This window comes from Actinokineospora cianjurensis, assembly GCF_003663795.1.
GTDB classification, from domain to species: domain Bacteria; phylum Actinomycetota; class Actinomycetes; order Mycobacteriales; family Pseudonocardiaceae; genus Actinokineospora; species Actinokineospora terrae.
The window spans coordinates 982,025-998,029 of the sequence record NZ_RCDD01000002.1; the positions used below are offsets into that span (position 1 = coordinate 982,025).

The window sequence follows — 16,005 nt, forward strand, 5'->3', positions numbered from 1 at the left end:
CCGGGAAGGGACTAGCGGGGACGGGAGCGGGCGACCAGGTGCAACCGGTCGCCGGACAACGCGGTGGACAGCACGGCGTCGGGGGCCCACCGCACGTCGGTGCGCGGGCCGGGTTCGTCGAACAGGGCGAGCACGTCGAACCCCGCCGCTGCCAGGTGCGCGCGCAACTCCAAGGGGAACAGCAGCCGCCACGCGGTCTCCTCGACCACCGGGTCGGCCAGTTCGGCCCAGGTCCAGATCCGGTGCCTGCGCAACAACTGGTTGGCGTGGTCGATCCACAGCCGGGTGCGCGCGGTGTAGGCGATCCCGTCCCACGCGACCGTGCGGACGGTGACCTCGTTGAGCAGTTCGGTGTTGCCCAGGAAGAACGCACCGTTGCGCATCTCGGCGATCAGCAGACCACCCGGTGCGAGGTGGGCGTGGCAGTTGTCGAGGAACGCGCGCAGGTCCGCATCGGTGTGGCAGTAGAGCATGGTGCTGTCCAGGCACGTGACGACGTCAACGGTGCGACCGATGTCGAACGCGCGCATGTCGCCGTGCTGGAAGTCGACCGCGTTGTGCCGGGCCGCGGCGAACGCCAGCATCGAGCGGGACAGGTCGACCGCGGTGACCTCGTAGCCCAGGCGCGCCAGGTACCCGGCGTCACGGCCGGTCCCGCAGCCGATGTCGAGCACCCGGGTGCCGCCGCCGAAGCGGCCGATCACGTCGTGCGCGAACCGGGCGGCGCGGTGGTCGGGATCCGGGAACCGGCGTTCGTAGAGTTCGGGGTTGTCGGTCAGGAAGTTGCCCATGTCGCCGTCCTCTCCGGAATCCGCACGCACACCGCGCACACCAGCCCGACCGCCGCGCACACCAGGCACGCCAGCCAGCCGCCGAGGTCGCTCACCCAGCCCACGACCACCGTCGTCACCGCGGCCAGCGCGCCGGAGACGAGGTAGAAGACGCCGAAGTAGGTGCCGGTGACCTGCTCCTCGCCGAACGCGGGGACCAGCTCGTAGACGAACGGCTGCGCCACCATGCACCCGACGGCCAGCCCGAGAACAGCGACGACCACGGCGGCGATCGAGAGCGCTGGCCACGCGTAGGACGCGGCCGGAGCGAGGAAACCCAGGCCCATCAAGCCAAGCCCGACCGCGACGGTCCGCCGACGCGGCATGTCCCTGAGCGCCTTGGTGATCCGCACCTGCCCGACCAGGGTGACCACAGTGGACAGCACGAACACCCCGGCGACGCTCCCCGCCCAGCCGGTCGCGCGGGTGGCCTCGAACGGCAGCACCAGGTACAGCTGGTTCTGCAACGTGAACAAGCCCGCGGCGGCCGCGCTGAAGACCAGGAACGGCCGGTTCGCCAAGCACGCCCTGATGTCGGCGAACACCGAGGTCGGTGCGGCAGGCACGGCCCGTGCGGGCAGGACGAGCGCCTGGACGACGGTCAGCACCGCGAAGATGCCCGCCGCGACGGTCGCCGACAGCCGGAAGTCGACCAGCAGCAGCACGCTCCCGAGCACCGGCCCGACGAGGGCGCCGGTCTGCCCGTAGACCGCGAACAGGGCGAACGCCTCGGCCCGCCGCGGCAACGGTGTCTCGACCGAGATGTAGGCGCGCACCGCGGGGTTGAACAACGCACCGGCCACGCCGCTGAGCACCGCCGCCGCCAGCAGCACCGCGGGCGCGTCGCCGAGGGCGAACAGCCCGAACCCGACGGTGCGGAAGGCGCAGCCCGCGATGATCACGCCGCGCACGCCGAGCCGGTCGGCCGCGGTGCCGCCGAGCAGGAAGAGCCCTTGCTGGCTCAGGTTGCGCACGCCGAGCACGACCCCGGCCAGCGCGGCGGAGAGGCCGAGGTCCTCGGTCATGTGCGTCGCCAGGTACGGGATCAGCAGGTAGAACCCGGTGTTGACGCCGAACTGGTTGACCAGCAGCACGCGCACCGGGAGGGGGAACGACCTCACCGCCGCACCAGGCCCCAGCCGGGGCCGCCGCGCAGCCGCAGCGTGCCGTCGACCCCGCCGAGCCCGGTCCACGGGTCGGCGGCGAGCAGCAGGTGGCCGTCGAGGTCGACCCAGCGGGCGTGCCCGCTCAGGTGCACGGCGGGCGCGATGCCCAGCGAACTGGACACCAGGCAGCCGAGCAGCACGTCCAGGCAGGCCGACCGCGCCGCCTCGATCGCGGCGAGCGCCTGGGTGGGGCCGCCGAACTTGGCCAGCTTGATGTTGACCCCGTCGACCACCCCGGCGAGGTCGGCCACGTCGTCGACCGTCTCGACGTCCTCGTCGGCGACGACCGGGATCGGCGAGCGCGCGGTGACCCAGGCCAGTCGCGCCCGCTGCCCCGGCGCGATCGGCTGCTCGACCATCTCCACTTGGGACGGTGCCATCAACTCCAAGGTCCGCACCGCCTCGTCCGGGGTCCAGCCGCCGTTGGGGTCGAGCATGATCCGCGCTCGCGGTGCCGCCGCCCGCACCTCGGCGACCCTGGCGACGTCGTCCGGCGAACCGGCCTTGACCTTCAGGACGGTGAAGCCCTGGCCCACCAGTGCCTCGGCGGCCTTTCCCGCGGGCACGCCGAGACCGATGGTGCGCGCGGTCGGCACATCCGTCCACTGTGGATGTCCGAACAGCTCGTGCGCGGGCACTCCGGTGCGCACGGCGGCCAACTCCCACAGCGCGGCGTCCACCCCGGCCCGCACACCGGGATGGAGACCGGCGAGCAGGTCTTCGCCGATATCGGGTAACGCGTCGGCGACCACGGTGAGCTGCTTGGCGATCTCCGCCGCGTCCAGTCCGTAGTAGACACTGGTGATGATCTCGCCACGGCCGACGTCGCCGTGGTCGGTAAGTGTGACCTCGACCGCCTCGCGCTCGACCATCACCGACCGGGAGATGCGCAGCGGCTCGGCCAGGCGCAGGGTCGAGCGGGTCCAGGCCAGCCTCATGCCGGGACCCCCAGCGGATCAGTGACGACGGTGCACCGCGACCAGCGGCTCAGCGGCGCCGCGGCCGGGTCGGCGACCTCGACCGGGTGGTCGGACGGGCGGCCGAGCAGGCCCCTCGCCCGGCAGAACCCGTCGTCGAAGATCGTGTCCAGGTACCGGTGCACGCCGTCGGGGAACACGGTGACCACGACCGCGCCCGGCTCGACCCTGGCCACCCAGGCGGCGACCGTGGCCACCGCGCCCGTGCTCCAACCGCCGCTGACGAACCCGTCCCGGGCCAACGCGCGGCAGGCCGCAACGACCTCCACCGGGCCGAGCCAGTGCACTTCGTCGAACTCGCGGTACGCAACGTTGCGCGGGTGGATGCTGCTGCCGAGCCCGCGCATCACCCTGGGCAGCGCGGGCAGGCCGAAGATCGTCGAGCCGACCGAGTCGACCCCGATCAGCCGCAGACCGGGCCGGTGCCTGCGCAGCTCCCCCGCGACGCCCGCGCTGTGGCCGCCGGTGCCGACGCTGCACACCAGCACGTCGATGCGGTCGAGCTGGTCGAGCAGTTCCCGCGCGAGCGCGGCGTACCCGGTCGGGTTGGCCGGGTTGTCGTACTGGTCGGGCCAGTGGGCGCCGGGGAGCTCGGCCAGCACCGCGTGCAGCCGGTCGAGCCTGGCGCGTTGCCAGCCGCCGGTCGGGTGCGGCCGGGTGACGACCTCGAGGCGGGCGCCGTGCGCGGTGAGCAGGGCGCGCATCACCGGTTCGAGCTCGTCGTCGACCACCAGGACCACCGGGTGGCCCAGGGCCTGACCGGCGAAGGCCAGGCCGAGGCCGAGGGTGCCGCTGGTGGACTCCACGACCGGGGCGCCGGGGGCGAGCCTGCCGTCGGCGCGGGCGGCCATGAGCATCGACACCGCGGCGCGCGCCTTCATCCCGCCAGCGCCGAGGCACTCCAGCTTGGCCCAGAACCCGGCGTGCTGGTGCGGCAGCGGGGTGGTGACCCTGGCCAGCGGGGTGCCGCCGACCAGGTCGAGCAGTTCGGGTCTCACCGGGCCTCCCGGTAGCGGTGCAGCACGGTGGGACCGCCGTCGAGCCAGAAGAAGGGGTACGGCTCCGCGCAGACGGCCGTGACGCCGGTGCCGAGCAGGCAGGGCAGCACCGCGCTGCCGGTCTGCGCGAACATCACCAGCGGGACGCCTGCCGCAACGGCCGTGGCGCGCAACGTTTCGAACGAGCCGTTGCCGAGGGTCATCCCGGTCGCCAGGACCGCATCGCACCCGGTGAGGTCCGCATCGTTGCTGATCCGCTCGCCCCATTCGGTCCGGCCGCCGCGCAGATCGCACGGCCGGTAGTGGATGCCCCGGTCGCGGAGGTGGTGCAACAGTGAGTTCACGACGCCGACGACGAGCACCCGCTGCCCCGGCATCGCACCGAGCAGATCGATGACGTGACCGGCGCGCACGAGTGACTTCTCCAGCGACGTGCCCTGGTCGATCCGAACGTTGTCGTCCGCGTGCTCTTCGTGCGGCCGGGCGGCCATCAGGTACGCGTCCAACGCCGCCACTCGCACCGCGGGCACCGGGTGGTCGAACAGTGCGTCGACGGGCGCGCCGATGCAGTCGTAGACCAGGTCGTCGTCAACGGTGCCGGGTTCGACCGCGCACGACCCGACCGCGCGGCCGACCCGCAGGCTGAGGACCTCGTTGCGGTAGCCGGTCCCCCTGGTGTCGTGCCGGACCGCCTGCCGGGTGGTGAACCCGACGCTGACCTCGTTGTCGGTGGGCAGGCCGAACGCGCCGCCCCGGACCTGGTCGACCAGGTCGGCCACGACCGCGCTCATCCGGCGTACCTGACCTTGAGGCCCGCGACCAGTTCCTCGACCCGAGCCCGCGCGCCGAGCCCGGCCCGGTCGACGACCATGACGTGGCCGAGGTAGGCGTTGTTGCTGGTCGGGTCGCCCGCCGCGTGCCCGGCCGGTTTCACCGCCCACTCCACGACATCGGCGGCGGCGAGGGCGTCCACCCCGTCGATCTCCGCGACCACGCCCCGGTGGGCGGGCAGGAGGAACCCGACGGCGGCACTGCGCGCGCCGGTGGGGGTCGCGGTGATCTCCGGTGTCTCGCCGAGGGCCAACCGGACGTGCAGCATCGGCAGGTCGACACCGGTCGTCCTGCGGACCAGCTCGGTGATCCGGTTCCCCGCCGGCCTGGGGTTGACCTCGACGATCCTCGGGCCGGTGGCGGTCAGCTTGACCTCGGTGTGCCCGACCACGCGGTCGAGGCCCAACGCCTCGATCGCGGCGACCGCGACCTCGGTGACCGCCTTGTACTCGGCCCCGGTGAGCGCGGCCGGGAACATGTGTCCACTTTCGACGAACCACGGTGCGCCCACAATGGACTTGTCGGTCACCCCGACCACCGTCGTCCGACCGTCCACAGTGACCGTCTCGACGCTCACCTCGGGTCCGACGAGCAGCTCTTCCAGGAGTACGGCGGGGTTTCGCACCTGGTGGCGCGCGTTGACCGGGAAGCCCGCCAGTGCCCTGACCGCGTCCCCGAGCTCGGTCTCGTTGTGCACCACCCGCACGAACATGCCCGCGCACAGGTCAACCGGCTTCACCACCAACGGAAACCCGATCCCCCGCGCCGCCGTGACGGCCTCGTCCCAGCCGTGCACCACCGCGAACTCGGGCCCGGGCACGCCTTTCAGCGCCACCCGCGCGAGATCCTTCCGACAGGCCCGCTCGACCGCGTCCGGCGACGGACCGGCCCACCCGAGCCGCTCCGCCAGCACCGCCACCGCGGGCAGGTAGTAGTCACACGAACTGACCACCCCGTCGAACCGGAGCGCCCGGTGCAGCTTGCCGACGTGGGCGACCAGTGACTCGACATCATTGGTCTCGGCGGCGAGCACGTTGTCCGCCGCCAGCAACGGATGCGGCCCGGGACCCGGGTGCGACCGCAGGTAGTGCTGCACATCCCTGGTCACGAAACTGAACCGGTGCCCCGCCTCCCGCACCGCCCTGGGCAGCAACGCGCTCATCGCCCCGACCCAGCTCTCCACCAGCACCAGGTGCCCCACCAACACTCCTCACCCCAACCCGACCCACACCGACCGCCAACGATAACCATTGTCGACAAGTTCCGTATAGATCAGATCCACGCATATGTCGCTTGTGGACTGGACCGGGGCAGCCCGGTAGGACGTGGGCGCCGTGCTGGAAGATGGCCGTCCTGCGGAACGTGCGCGGCGAGTGGGTTCGCCCACGCGACGGCGTCGGAGCGCTAAGGGGTCGGCACGGCGGCCACAAGATCAAACCGTGCGGAGCAGCCCCCGATATACAGCTTACCGAGAGGTACCGACAAAACGGGTCCACGAGCGGTGGGGGCTGTGGGCAACTGCGGCGGTCACGGCGTCGGGCGTTCGGGGAGGTGCGGCGGAGGGTGGGCGCCGTGAACTACAGGGGTTAGCGGCGGCGCTGGGCGCGGGCGCTGGCGTAGAGGCAGACGGCGGCGGCGGTGGCCAGGTTGAGGCTTTCGGCGTGGCCGTGGAGGGGGACCTTGATGGTGTCGTCCACAAGGGACAGGACGGCCGGGTCGAGGCCGTGGGCCTCGCTGCCGAAGATCCAGGCCGTGGGGACCGACAGGTCGCCCGCGTCGGCGGCGTCGTCGAGGTCCAGGGAGGCGTGTCCGTCGGCTGCCACCAGGCGCAGACCGGCGGATCGGCAGGCGCTCAGCACCTCGGGCACGTCCCGTGAGCGCCCGACGGGGAGGTGGAACACGCTCCCGGTCGACGCGCGGACGCACTTGCCGTTGTGCGGGTCCACCGTGTCCCCGGCGAACAGCACGGCCCCGGCACCGGCGGCGTCGGCCACGCGGGTCACGGTTCCGGCGTTGCCCGGGTCCGCGACCCCGACCAGCACCGCCACCAACGACGGCGACGCGGCGAGGGCTGAGGCCACCGGTTGGTCCACAAGGGAGCAGACGGCCACCAGGCCCTGGGGTGTCACGGTTTCCGACAGCCCGGCCGCGGCCTTCTCGGTGATCTCCGAGACCGGGACCCCGGACTCGACCGCGAGGGTCAGCAGGTCCTCGTTGCGGGCGGCGGCGAACTCGGTCACGAACAGCTCGTGGACCTCACCGAACGCCAGGGCCTCGCGGACGGCTTGGGCGCCTTCGGCGAGGAAGCGGCCCGCCTTGTCGCGGGCCTGGCGGCGGGTCAGGGCCCGAGCGGCAACGACCCGGGGGGTGCGTTCGGTGAACGGCACTGCCCCGGGTCGTTGGACGCGCGTGCTCAGGAAGCGGCCTTGCCCTGGGTGCCCGCGTTGACGCGGGCGATCTCGACCAGGGCGGTGAACGCGGTGGGGTCGCTCACGGCGAGCTCGGCGAGGATCTTGCGGTCGACCTCGACACCGGCGACGCGCAGGCCCTCGATGAAGCGGTTGTAGCTCATGCCGTTCTGCCTGGCGGCGGCGTTGATCCGCTGGATCCACAGCTTGCGGAAGTCGCCCTTGCGGGCGCGACGGTCCCGGTAGGCGTAGTTGAGCGAGTGGAGCACCTGCTCCTTGGCCTTGCGGTACAGCCGCGAGCGCTGGCCGCGGTAGCCGCTGGCGAGCTCGAGGGTGGTCCGGCGCTTCTTTTGGGCGTTGACCGCCCGCTTGACGCGTGCCACGGGGTCCGTCCTGTCGATCTAGTGGGCGCCGAGGCGCCCGGTGGTCAAGGGGGTGGGGTCGACCTAGCGGGCCAGAAGGCGGTTCAGGCGGCGCACGTCGGGCTTGGCGACCTCTTCGGTGCCGGAGAGCCTGCGGGTGAGCGCGCTGGACTTCTTCTCCAGCTTGTGGCGCAGACCAGCCTGCTGGCGGCGAAGCTTGCCCTTGCCGGTGATCCGCACGCGCTTGGCGGTACCGGAGTGGGTCTTCATCTTCGGCATGTTCGATCCTCGTCGTCGTGCCGCCCGCGGGCGGTGAGGCCCGCGGGCGGCCTTCGGGGGTTGTGCGCCGACCGGTCGTCCCGGTCGGGTCAGTCCTGCGCGACGTTGTCGGCGGGTGCCTCGATCGGCAGCTCGACGGCCACCTCGGCACCTGCTTCGTCGTCGGGGTTCGCCGAGGTCGACTTCGGCTTCGGCTTCAGGTTCTTGTGCGGCGCGAGCACCATGATCATGTTGCGGCCGTCCTGCTTGGCCGACGACTCGACGAAGCCGAGGTCCTGCACGTCCTCGGCGAGCCGCTTGAGCAGTCGGAAGCCCAACTCGGGGCGGGACTGCTCGCGGCCGCGGAACATGATGGTGACCTTGACCTTGTTCCCGTGCTCGAGGAAGCGCACGACATTGCGCTTCTTGGTCTCGTAGTCGTGGGAGTCGATCTTCGGCCGGAGCTTCTGCTCCTTGATGACGGTGAGCACCTGGTTGCGCCGGGACTCGCGGGCCTTCTGCGCGCTCTCGTACTTGAACTTGCCGAAGTCCATGAGCTTGCAGACCGGCGGGCGCGCCGTGGGGGCGACCTCGACGAGATCAAGATCCGCTTCCTGCGCCAGGCGGAGCGCGTCCTCGATGCGGACGATCCCGACCTGTTCGCCGTTGGGTCCGACGAGTCGGACCTCCGGCACGCGGATGCGGTCGTTGATGCGTGTCTCCGTGCTGATGGGGCCTCCTTGGTCCGGTAATGCTGTCCGGCGGGGCCACCCGAGAAGACGGGACCACCCTGCCGGTTGCGTTCCCCGCCCGCCCAGGTGGGCGGACGTGGCACGTCCAACTCGCGACGTGCACGGCACGTGAGGTCCCCAAAAACAGCTCGGACCCCGTGGTGCCAGGTGGCACGCCGGGGCCCGCTTCCAACCGATTGCCCGACGACAGGCGTCAGGACACACCACAAGACCACCGGGTCAGAACCTGGCGGTCCGCGGCAACCGGACCCAGCTACCTCGCGGTGGCCTGGGTGGGAGCGGGGGCTCCACTTTGCCGCCCCCGCGCTGACGGGGGCTGGTCGCACGTGCAAGGGTAGCAGACCATGAACGACGCTTCCGCCGCACCCGGCCCCGCCACCTCGGACGACACCCTCGACAACGCGCGCGAACTCGCCGACATTCCCAGCGTCGAGGTGATCAGCCGGGCCGCGGTCATGCTGATGTCCGCCGCCGCGGAGCGGCTCGGCCTCGCCGACGAGGACCCCGCCACCAGCCCCCGCCGCGACCTGGACGAGGCGCGCAGGCTGATCACCGCGCTGGCCGGGTTGGTGACCGCCTCGGTGGAGTACCTCGGCCCGCACGCCGCGCCGATCCGCGACGGGTTGCAGTCGCTGCAGAAGGCTTTCCGCGAGTACTCCGCGTTCCCGGACGAGCCGGGCCAGGGCCCCGGTGAGAAGTTCACCGGACCGGTCTACTGATCGCGAACTCTACGACCACAAGCGTGACCGCGGCCACACCCGGGAGGAAGGTGGACCCCCTGGACCCCCAGGGAGGCAGCAGTGGCCGGTTCCGCCCCGATCCCACCCCCGCACCAGGCCGAGCCCGCTGAGCGGCCGAGGCGACGCGACCGCACCCACCTGCTGTACCTGGCGGTGATCGCGGCCGTCGCGCTCGGCGTGCTGGTCGGACTGCTGTTCCCGGCCACCGCCAAGGGTTTGGCGCCGCTGGGCGCGGCGTTCGTGGCGCTGGTCAAGATGATGATCAGCCCCATCATCTTCTGCACGATCGTGCTGGGCGTCGGCTCGGTGGCCAAGGCGAGCCGGGTCGGTCGGGTCGGCGGGCTGGCGCTCGGCTACTTCCTGGTGATGTCGACGGTGGCGCTGGGCATCGGGCTGCTGGTCGGCAACCTGCTGCACCCCGGCGACGGGCTGCGGCTCACCGACGCGGTGCGCGCGACCGGTGCGGCGCAGGTCAAGGGCGGCGAGTCGACAACGGAGTTCCTGCTCGGGCTGATCCCGACCTCGCTGCTGTCGTCGTTGACCGAGGGGCAGGTGCTGCAGACGCTCCTGGTTGCCCTGCTGGTCGGGTTCGCGCTGCAGTTGATGGGGCCGTCCGGCGAGCCGGGGCTGCGCGGGGTCGGGCACGTGCAGCGGTTGGTGTTCCGGATCCTGGCCATGATCATGTGGGCGGCACCGATCGGCGCGTTCGGAGCAATCGCCGCGGTCGTTGGGGCTACCGGCGCCGGAGCGCTCAAGAGCCTCGCGGTGATCATGCTGGGGTTCTATGCCACGTGCGTGCTGTTTGTGGTGGTAGTGCTGGGTTTGCTGCTGTGGGCGGTGACGCGGCTCAACGTCTTTTCCTTGCTGCGCTACCTAGGCCGGGAGTTCCTGTTGATCCTGTCGACGTCGTCGTCGGAGGTAGCACTACCTCGGCTGATCGCGAAGATGGAGCATTTGGGCGTCAGCAAGCCGGTCGTGGGGATCGCGGTGCCGACCGGGTACTCGTTCAACCTCGACGGGACCGCGATCTACCTGACCATGGCGACGTTGTTCGTGGCCAACGCGACCGGGTCGCCGCTCTCGCTCGGCGAGCAGTTCTCGTTGCTGGCCTTCATGATCATCGCCGCGAAGGGGGCAGCCGGGGTGAGCGGGGCCGGGCTGGCGACGCTGGCGGGCGGACTCCAGTCGCACCGGCCGGACCTGGTGGACGGGGTCGGGCTGATCGTGGGCATCGACCGGTTCATGTCGGAAGCGCGGGCGCTGACCAACTTCGCGGGCAACGCGGTGGCGACCGTCGTGATCGGGGCGTGGACCCGGGAGCTCGACCACGACCGGGCCGTCGCGGTGCTCGCGGGCCGCCAACCGTTTGACGAGGCGACCCGACCGGACGCACCGGGTGGTGACGCTACGCGGGAGTCACCGCCGAGCGCCGCGCCCGACTCGTCCGCACGGGCGAACGCACGGGAAAGCGCGCGTGAGGCGTAGCCTGGCCGCGCTGTCGTTCGTTGTACCGCGTGAGCCGCCCGCGACCGATGCCCCCGGTGCGGGCGGTTCGGCGTAGCGGCCACCCGGCGTTGTTCGTGCGCTGTACGGTGGCGATCATGACCTCTCGGTGGGCCTTCGTCGCCGCCCTCGCCACCACCGGCGCGCTGCTGCTGCGCCACCCCGCGCCACCGGGGGCCGTGGGCGGCTGGGGCTGGCTGGTCCCGGTCGCCGCGATCGCCGCGCTGGTCGCGCTGTGGCGGTTCCCCGGCCGGGCGTGGCCGTGGGTGCTGGTGGTCGGCGGCGCGCTGAGCACCGCCGACGCCGTGCTGTGGGTGGACAACTGGCCGTTGCCCGCGGGGGTCGACGAGGCGGTCCGGCTGCGGGTGGTGTCGGTGGTGACGTCCTCGGCCGCGGTGTTGCTCGTCTTGGGCGCTCTCGGCGGTGCGGGTCGGCTGCTCGCGGTGGGACATCGGGCTCATGGGTCAGCGTTGGCCGGGATCGCGGTGGGGGCGTACGCGGTGAGTGGGCCGTTGGCCCGGTCGCGGTTCGAGCCCTCTATCTGGGACCTGGTGCCGTTCGTGGCGGCGGGGCTCGCTGTCGCGGGGGCGGCGGCCGCGGTGCTGATCAGTCGGCGGGACGCTCGGGCACCCGCCGGACCGCCCTGGGTTCTCGCGGCCGGGGTGCTGGCTGTGGCGGTGAGCGCGCTGCCCGCGTTGGACGAGCGGCTGCGGCTCGTGTCGGTGGTGGGGCTGATCGTCGTAGGGGCGCTGACGGCGGTGCGTGCGACTTTGGAGGCGACCGCGCTGGTCGTGGTCGCGGTGGTGGGGATCGCGTTGGTGCGCGCCGGGATTCGCCTCGATGGGCACCCGTTGGGGGCGCGGCCGAGTCTGCTCGCCTGGGTGGCTCTGGTGGGGGGCGTGTTGGTTTTCGCTGCTCTTGGGCTGAGCGCGGCGCGTGCGTTGCTGTTCACCGTTGCGGCGACTGCGGCGGCGTTGGTACTACCCGTGTTCGTTGGCGACGGAGCCGGGTATGCGTTGGCACTGCTCGCGGTTGGTGTGGGACTGGTTGTGCTGTCTGGCGCTGTTGCGGCTGAGCGGTGCGGTGACGCGCCGTTGGTGGTGGTTGTAGTGCTGGGGCTGGTGGGAGCGCAGGCTGGACCTTTGGGGGATCTAGGGCTGGGCAACGGTCTGTTGGACAACAACCACCCGACCTGGTGGGTGACTCTGGCGCTGGTGGCGTCCGCGGCACTCGTGGCTACCGGTGCGGCCTTGGAGCGCTATGCGCCGAAGTCACCCACCCTGGTCTCGGTCTAGCGGATAGAGCCGGGGACTCGCTCCCAGCGGACGAACTTGAAGTTGGTGCTCTCGCGCTCCCCCGGGCTGTTCTCGCCGTCGTGGACGACGAGCAGGCCGTGAGGGTAGTCCCGGCCGAGCGGGGTGGTGATGACGGCAGCGCCGTCACTGTGCTGCACGCCGTCCACTGTGGAGGAGTCGGCGATGGTGAAGCCGCCGGTGTGCTTCGGGAGGCCGCGGGTGATGTCGTAGGTGACGAAGGTGCTGTCGCCCTGGCTGGAGGCTAGGAGCTGCTTCTGGCCCCTCTTGCCGTAAGCGATGGCGAGGCCCTCGGCGTCAGCGGTGAGGTAACGGCCTGCGGCGGGGGAAGGCGGGCCGGTGAAGGCGCACTCCTCGGTGGCCGGATCGTAGGTGGCGGGCCTGCCGAACTCGCGGACCTTGTCGACCAGGGTGGGATGGCCGAAGTGGCCGGCGCGCACGGGGATCCGCCAGATGCCGACGTCCTCCTGGGCGGCGTAGAGGGTGCCGTCGGTCGGGTCGAAGACCATGCCCTCGACCTGCGGCCCCTCCCCCGGCTCCAGGCACGGCGACCAGGTGCCGCCCGGGACGGTGAACGCGGCGGGCAGGTCGACCGTGTCGACGCGGCGGTAGGTGACGCGACCGCGACCGTCGTCGGCGAGGCGGAACACACCGAGCCGGGTGTCGTGGCGCCTGCTGACGACGACCCAGGGCGCGCCACCGTCCGGATCCGGCACGACGGTGAGGCCGTAGGCGGTGCGCTGCTCGTCGACCTCGGCCTCGGTGGCGCTGAACGCCCGCGGCGGCGCCTCGGTGGTGACATCGGTCAGGACACCGGCGCGGTCGATCGCGTAGACCCGGATGCGGTCCCGCCCCCGGTCGGAAACGACGGCGAGATCGAGCACCCGCCGCCCGACCCGGGCACCCTGCACGACGTCGACGTTGTTGAACCGCCCCGCCTCGGCGTCCGGGGTCGGCGCAGGCGGGGTCGCGATGTGCTGGACCTGGGCACCACGCAGGTCGAACACGGCGAGCCCGCCGTTCTTGAGCGTGCCGACCACCCGACTCCGCTCCGGCCGAGCGTGATCGACCCACACCGCCGGGTCGTCGGCGTCAGCACCCTCGTCGTCGTAGTAGGGCTGCGTCTCCACCGTCGCCCTGACCTCAGGAAGGCCGGCGGCGGCGGGTAACGCGAGCAACGGGATCAAGACCAAGGAGCCGACAACGGCCGCGGTACGCATGCGCGAAGATCCTGCCCGCCCACCCTGTCCACCCGGTGAACACCGAACCACCAGCCCACGTGCGCCAGCCGGCGGATCAACACCCCGTCGGTGCCCAAGACCGGCGCCCACGTCACCAGATGGGGTGCACCAGTCTGCGGATGGGGGCGCCGCGGTGGCGGAGGCGGGAGACGGGGGCTCGGTGGACGCCGTGGCCGTAGCTGATGGGTTGCAGGTCCGGGCTCACGGCGCGGACGACGCGGAAGGGGCTGGTGGCCACGTCGGCGCTGGTCACGTCAACGACGGCTACTCGGATGCCCGCGGTGCCGAGGTGGCCAGCCAGGTCGGCGACCGAGGTGTCGAAAGCGGGTTCGGGGAGGTCGGCCAGGCGGGAGGTGCCGCCGCAGCGGAGGCGGTCGAAGGCTTCCATGCGCGCGGGCGGGAAGTAGAAGGCGGCGTGGTCGAGCATCTCCCTGACCTCGCCCGCGTGCCGGGGGGCGCGGTGGCCGTCGCGCAGGAGGGCGGCCAGGTGGGGGGCGGTCTGGGCGAGTTCGAGGACGGCGGCGCGGATGGCGGCGCGGGGGGACCGGTCGGAGCCGAGGCCGAGGGAGATCGCGGGCCAGCGCCTGCCGTCGCCGATCGCGAGGGCGATGGCGGTGGTGCCGTAGGCGGAGGTCGGCAGCACGTACACCTCGACCGCGGGGCCCGCCTCGCGCAGCGCCTCGACGACGTCGGCGACCTCGATGTCGAGGGTGTCGTCCAGTTCGACGAACCGGCCCTTGGCGCCGGACAGCCACGCGCACATCATCGCGTCGCGCTCGACCAGTTCGAGGGTGGCGCACACGGCGGCGCTATCGGCGTCGGTGCCCGCGGCGAGTCCGTTGGAGGTGCCCTGGGCGATCAGGTGCTCGGGCAGCAGGCCCATCGCGAGGTAGCTGAACACCGCGGGTACCCAGACAGCCTTGTCTGTGCCGAGCCAGCTACCGCGCACCCACGGGTGATCGATGCGCCGGTCGTAGGCAACGTAAGGGAAGCCGCGCGCCGCGTACTGCTCTGGTTCATAGAGGGGGAACTCGCGCGGATCGAGCACTTCCCCGTCGAGGTCAGCCGCACGCGCCCACACCACCCTGTCCGGGTCAGGCAGGGACGCCGAGTACCGCTCGATGGCCTCCCCTACCGCCGACACGATCGCGGCGTGCCTGGTCATGCCCTTACCCCAGCCGATCGGCATCGACCGGACCTCGCCGCCGACCACTAGATGCGGCGGAGCCGCGGTGCCTACGTAGGGGCCACCGGTCAGCGGTTCACTCACCGAGACCCACGGGATGACACCGGTAAGAGGGTCGACCCAACCAGCCAGCGCCTGGAGCAACGCCTCGGGATCGTCCTCGTCCTCGGGGATGCCGACCGTCGCGATGCCGTCAGCGCCGCCGCACAGGTCGCAGTCCGGCAGCGGGATCACCTTGTGCCACAGCGGTTCACCCGACCCGACCTCGACGACGTACCCGACGAGCGCCTTGTCGCCCTGCACCGCGGCCCGCAGCATCTGGTCCACGACGGCGATCGCCTCAGCGGGGATGTCGCGCTCCCGCACTACCGCGGTGGCATCGGGATCGCGCTCGTCCACCGTCGCCGCGGCCGCCCCGAGCCGCCTGCCCCTCGCGCACGCCGCACACCCCGGCTCCCCCGGCACCGCCAACGGCCCGAGCTCCACCACGCCGTCGGCGGCGGTCACGGTCAACACCCGCAGCTTCGCGACCCGCGCGCGCCGCTCGAACGCGGGATCCTCACCGCGCACGACGGCAAGCCGCGCCCCCTGCACCAACGGCTCACCGGACACGGTGACCTTCGGCCCGAACTCCTGGCGCAGGCAGTCCCGCAGGTGCCGGTCCCACTCCCGCACGCTCACGGCACGCTCACCGGGCGCCTCGACGACCTTGGGGACGACCACCATCTTGGTCGTCTCGTCCCCCGGCAGCGCCGCATCGGCGGCGGGCTGAACAGAGGTAGCGCGGGCAGGGCGAACGGCGGCAGCCTCTACGGCGGCGGCAGCGTCAACGGCGGCGACGACCTCGGCGGCGAGTGCGCGCGTTGTGGTCACCTGGGTCAGTTCGTCCACGCTGAGGATGCCCGCCCGTGAGGTCACCTGGGTCGGTTCGTCCACTGTGGCCCCGGACGCGACTCGGCCCGGGGTCACCCGCGTGGGGTCGTCGATGCGGTTGTCCGTGTCACCCGGCACGCACTGGCCCCCGGCGGTCGGTGCCCGTCCGTCCGGTCGGCACGACGGCCAGCCGCATGCGCTGCTCACCAGTGGCCTGACCGAGACCGGTTGCCTGGCCGAGACCGGTTATCCGACCGACAGCGGTGGCCTGACCGAGACCGGAACGCTGGCCGGGACCGGTGTGCGGGCCGAGACCCGTGCGCTGACCGGGGTCCGTGCGGGCGTGGTGGCGGCCGCGGGAGAGCAGGCGGAAGTCGGCGGGGGCGGTGATGCCCTTGAGGCCATCCCACGCGCGCACGCCCGCGCCGCCGTCGACGAGGGCGAGCGAGGCTGCGGTGACCCGGCGCGGCTGCACGACTCTGGCCTCGAGTTCCGTTGTCTCGAACACTGCTGTCCTCCTCGCACGACCCGCGACAGCAGTCGCGGCTACGAGGTAGGAGTCAGCAT

Annotated in this window: 16 protein-coding genes; 3 read left to right on the top strand and 13 right to left on the bottom strand. The window is 72.0% G+C overall.

The window, feature by feature from the left end; translation table 11 throughout:
• Window positions 1-11: 11 nt before the first annotated feature.
• The 10 genes from CLV68_RS18875 to infC form a co-directional block, all read right to left on the bottom strand.
• Window positions 12-791, bottom strand: coding sequence for a class I SAM-dependent methyltransferase (locus CLV68_RS18875; protein ID WP_121392128.1), 780 nt, complete (start codon window positions 789-791; stop codon window positions 12-14).
• A complete protein-coding gene (locus tag CLV68_RS18880) occupies window positions 776-1,951 on the bottom strand; it encodes an MFS transporter (protein WP_121392129.1) in 1,176 nt (391 codons plus the stop codon). The genes CLV68_RS18875 and CLV68_RS18880 overlap by 16 nt, the downstream gene beginning before the upstream one ends.
• Window positions 1,948-2,934 carry an enolase C-terminal domain-like protein gene (locus CLV68_RS18885; RefSeq protein ID WP_121392130.1) on the bottom strand — a complete coding sequence of 329 codons (987 nt, stop codon included), beginning with the start codon at window positions 2,932-2,934 and terminating at the stop codon, window positions 1,948-1,950. The genes CLV68_RS18880 and CLV68_RS18885 overlap by 4 nt, the downstream gene beginning before the upstream one ends.
• The gene (locus CLV68_RS18890) at window positions 2,931-3,971 is read right to left on the bottom strand and encodes a PLP-dependent cysteine synthase family protein (RefSeq protein WP_211346625.1); all 1,041 of its coding nucleotides are present in this window, start codon (window positions 3,969-3,971) and stop codon (window positions 2,931-2,933) included. The genes CLV68_RS18885 and CLV68_RS18890 overlap by 4 nt, the downstream gene beginning before the upstream one ends.
• Window positions 3,968-4,762, bottom strand: coding sequence for a Rossmann-like domain-containing protein (locus CLV68_RS34780; RefSeq protein WP_211346632.1), 795 nt, complete (start codon window positions 4,760-4,762; stop codon window positions 3,968-3,970). The genes CLV68_RS18890 and CLV68_RS34780 overlap by 4 nt, the downstream gene beginning before the upstream one ends.
• Window positions 4,759-6,003, bottom strand: coding sequence for an ATP-grasp domain-containing protein (locus tag CLV68_RS18895; RefSeq protein WP_121392132.1), 1,245 nt, complete (start codon window positions 6,001-6,003; stop codon window positions 4,759-4,761). Before CLV68_RS18895 ends, CLV68_RS34780 begins: the two co-directional genes overlap by 4 nt.
• Window positions 6,004-6,388: 385 nt before the next feature.
• Window positions 6,389-7,189 carry a TrmH family RNA methyltransferase gene (locus tag CLV68_RS18900; protein ID WP_246009966.1) on the bottom strand — a complete coding sequence of 267 codons (801 nt, stop codon included), beginning with the start codon at window positions 7,187-7,189 and terminating at the stop codon, window positions 6,389-6,391.
• Window positions 7,190-7,215: 26 nt separating this feature from the next.
• Window positions 7,216-7,593 (bottom strand): 50S ribosomal protein L20, encoded by a 378-nt coding sequence (gene rplT, locus CLV68_RS18905; protein ID WP_121392133.1) that lies wholly within the window; start codon window positions 7,591-7,593, stop codon window positions 7,216-7,218.
• 63 nt (window positions 7,594-7,656) lie between these two features.
• Window positions 7,657-7,851: a 50S ribosomal protein L35 gene (gene rpmI, locus CLV68_RS18910; RefSeq protein ID WP_092780442.1), complete on the bottom strand. Its 195-nt coding sequence runs from the start codon at window positions 7,849-7,851 to the stop codon at window positions 7,657-7,659.
• Between the two features lie 89 nt (window positions 7,852-7,940).
• Entirely contained in the window at window positions 7,941-8,561 is a 621-nt protein-coding gene (gene infC, locus CLV68_RS18915) for a translation initiation factor IF-3 (RefSeq protein ID WP_281274679.1), read from the bottom strand.
• A gap of 365 nt (window positions 8,562-8,926) precedes the next feature.
• On the opposite strand from infC, the gene CLV68_RS18920 reads away from it, so the two are divergent.
• From CLV68_RS18920 to CLV68_RS18930, 3 genes are all read left to right on the top strand, one after another.
• The gene (locus CLV68_RS18920; protein ID WP_092780448.1) at window positions 8,927-9,301 is read left to right on the top strand and encodes a DUF1844 domain-containing protein; all 375 of its coding nucleotides are present in this window, start codon (window positions 8,927-8,929) and stop codon (window positions 9,299-9,301) included.
• 81 nt (window positions 9,302-9,382) lie between these two features.
• Window positions 9,383-10,807 carry a cation:dicarboxylate symporter family transporter gene (locus CLV68_RS18925; protein ID WP_246009968.1) on the top strand — a complete coding sequence of 475 codons (1,425 nt, stop codon included), beginning with the start codon at window positions 9,383-9,385 and terminating at the stop codon, window positions 10,805-10,807.
• Window positions 10,808-10,923: 116 nt separating this feature from the next.
• The gene (locus CLV68_RS18930) at window positions 10,924-12,120 is read left to right on the top strand and encodes a hypothetical protein (RefSeq protein ID WP_147460063.1); all 1,197 of its coding nucleotides are present in this window, start codon (window positions 10,924-10,926) and stop codon (window positions 12,118-12,120) included.
• On the opposite strand, the gene CLV68_RS18935 is transcribed toward CLV68_RS18930, so the two are convergent.
• From CLV68_RS18935 to CLV68_RS18945, 3 genes are all read right to left on the bottom strand, one after another.
• Window positions 12,117-13,358 (bottom strand): phytase, encoded by a 1,242-nt coding sequence (locus CLV68_RS18935; protein WP_121392135.1) that lies wholly within the window; start codon window positions 13,356-13,358, stop codon window positions 12,117-12,119. The two genes, CLV68_RS18930 and CLV68_RS18935, sit on opposite strands and share 4 nt — an antisense overlap.
• 112 nt (window positions 13,359-13,470) lie before the next feature.
• A complete protein-coding gene (locus CLV68_RS18940) occupies window positions 13,471-15,576 on the bottom strand; it encodes a YcaO-like family protein (RefSeq protein ID WP_121392136.1) in 2,106 nt (701 codons plus the stop codon).
• Window positions 15,566-15,946: a hypothetical protein gene (locus CLV68_RS18945; RefSeq protein ID WP_121392137.1), complete on the bottom strand. Its 381-nt coding sequence runs from the start codon at window positions 15,944-15,946 to the stop codon at window positions 15,566-15,568. The genes CLV68_RS18940 and CLV68_RS18945 overlap by 11 nt, the downstream gene beginning before the upstream one ends.
• Window positions 15,947-16,005: the final 59 nt, after the last annotated feature.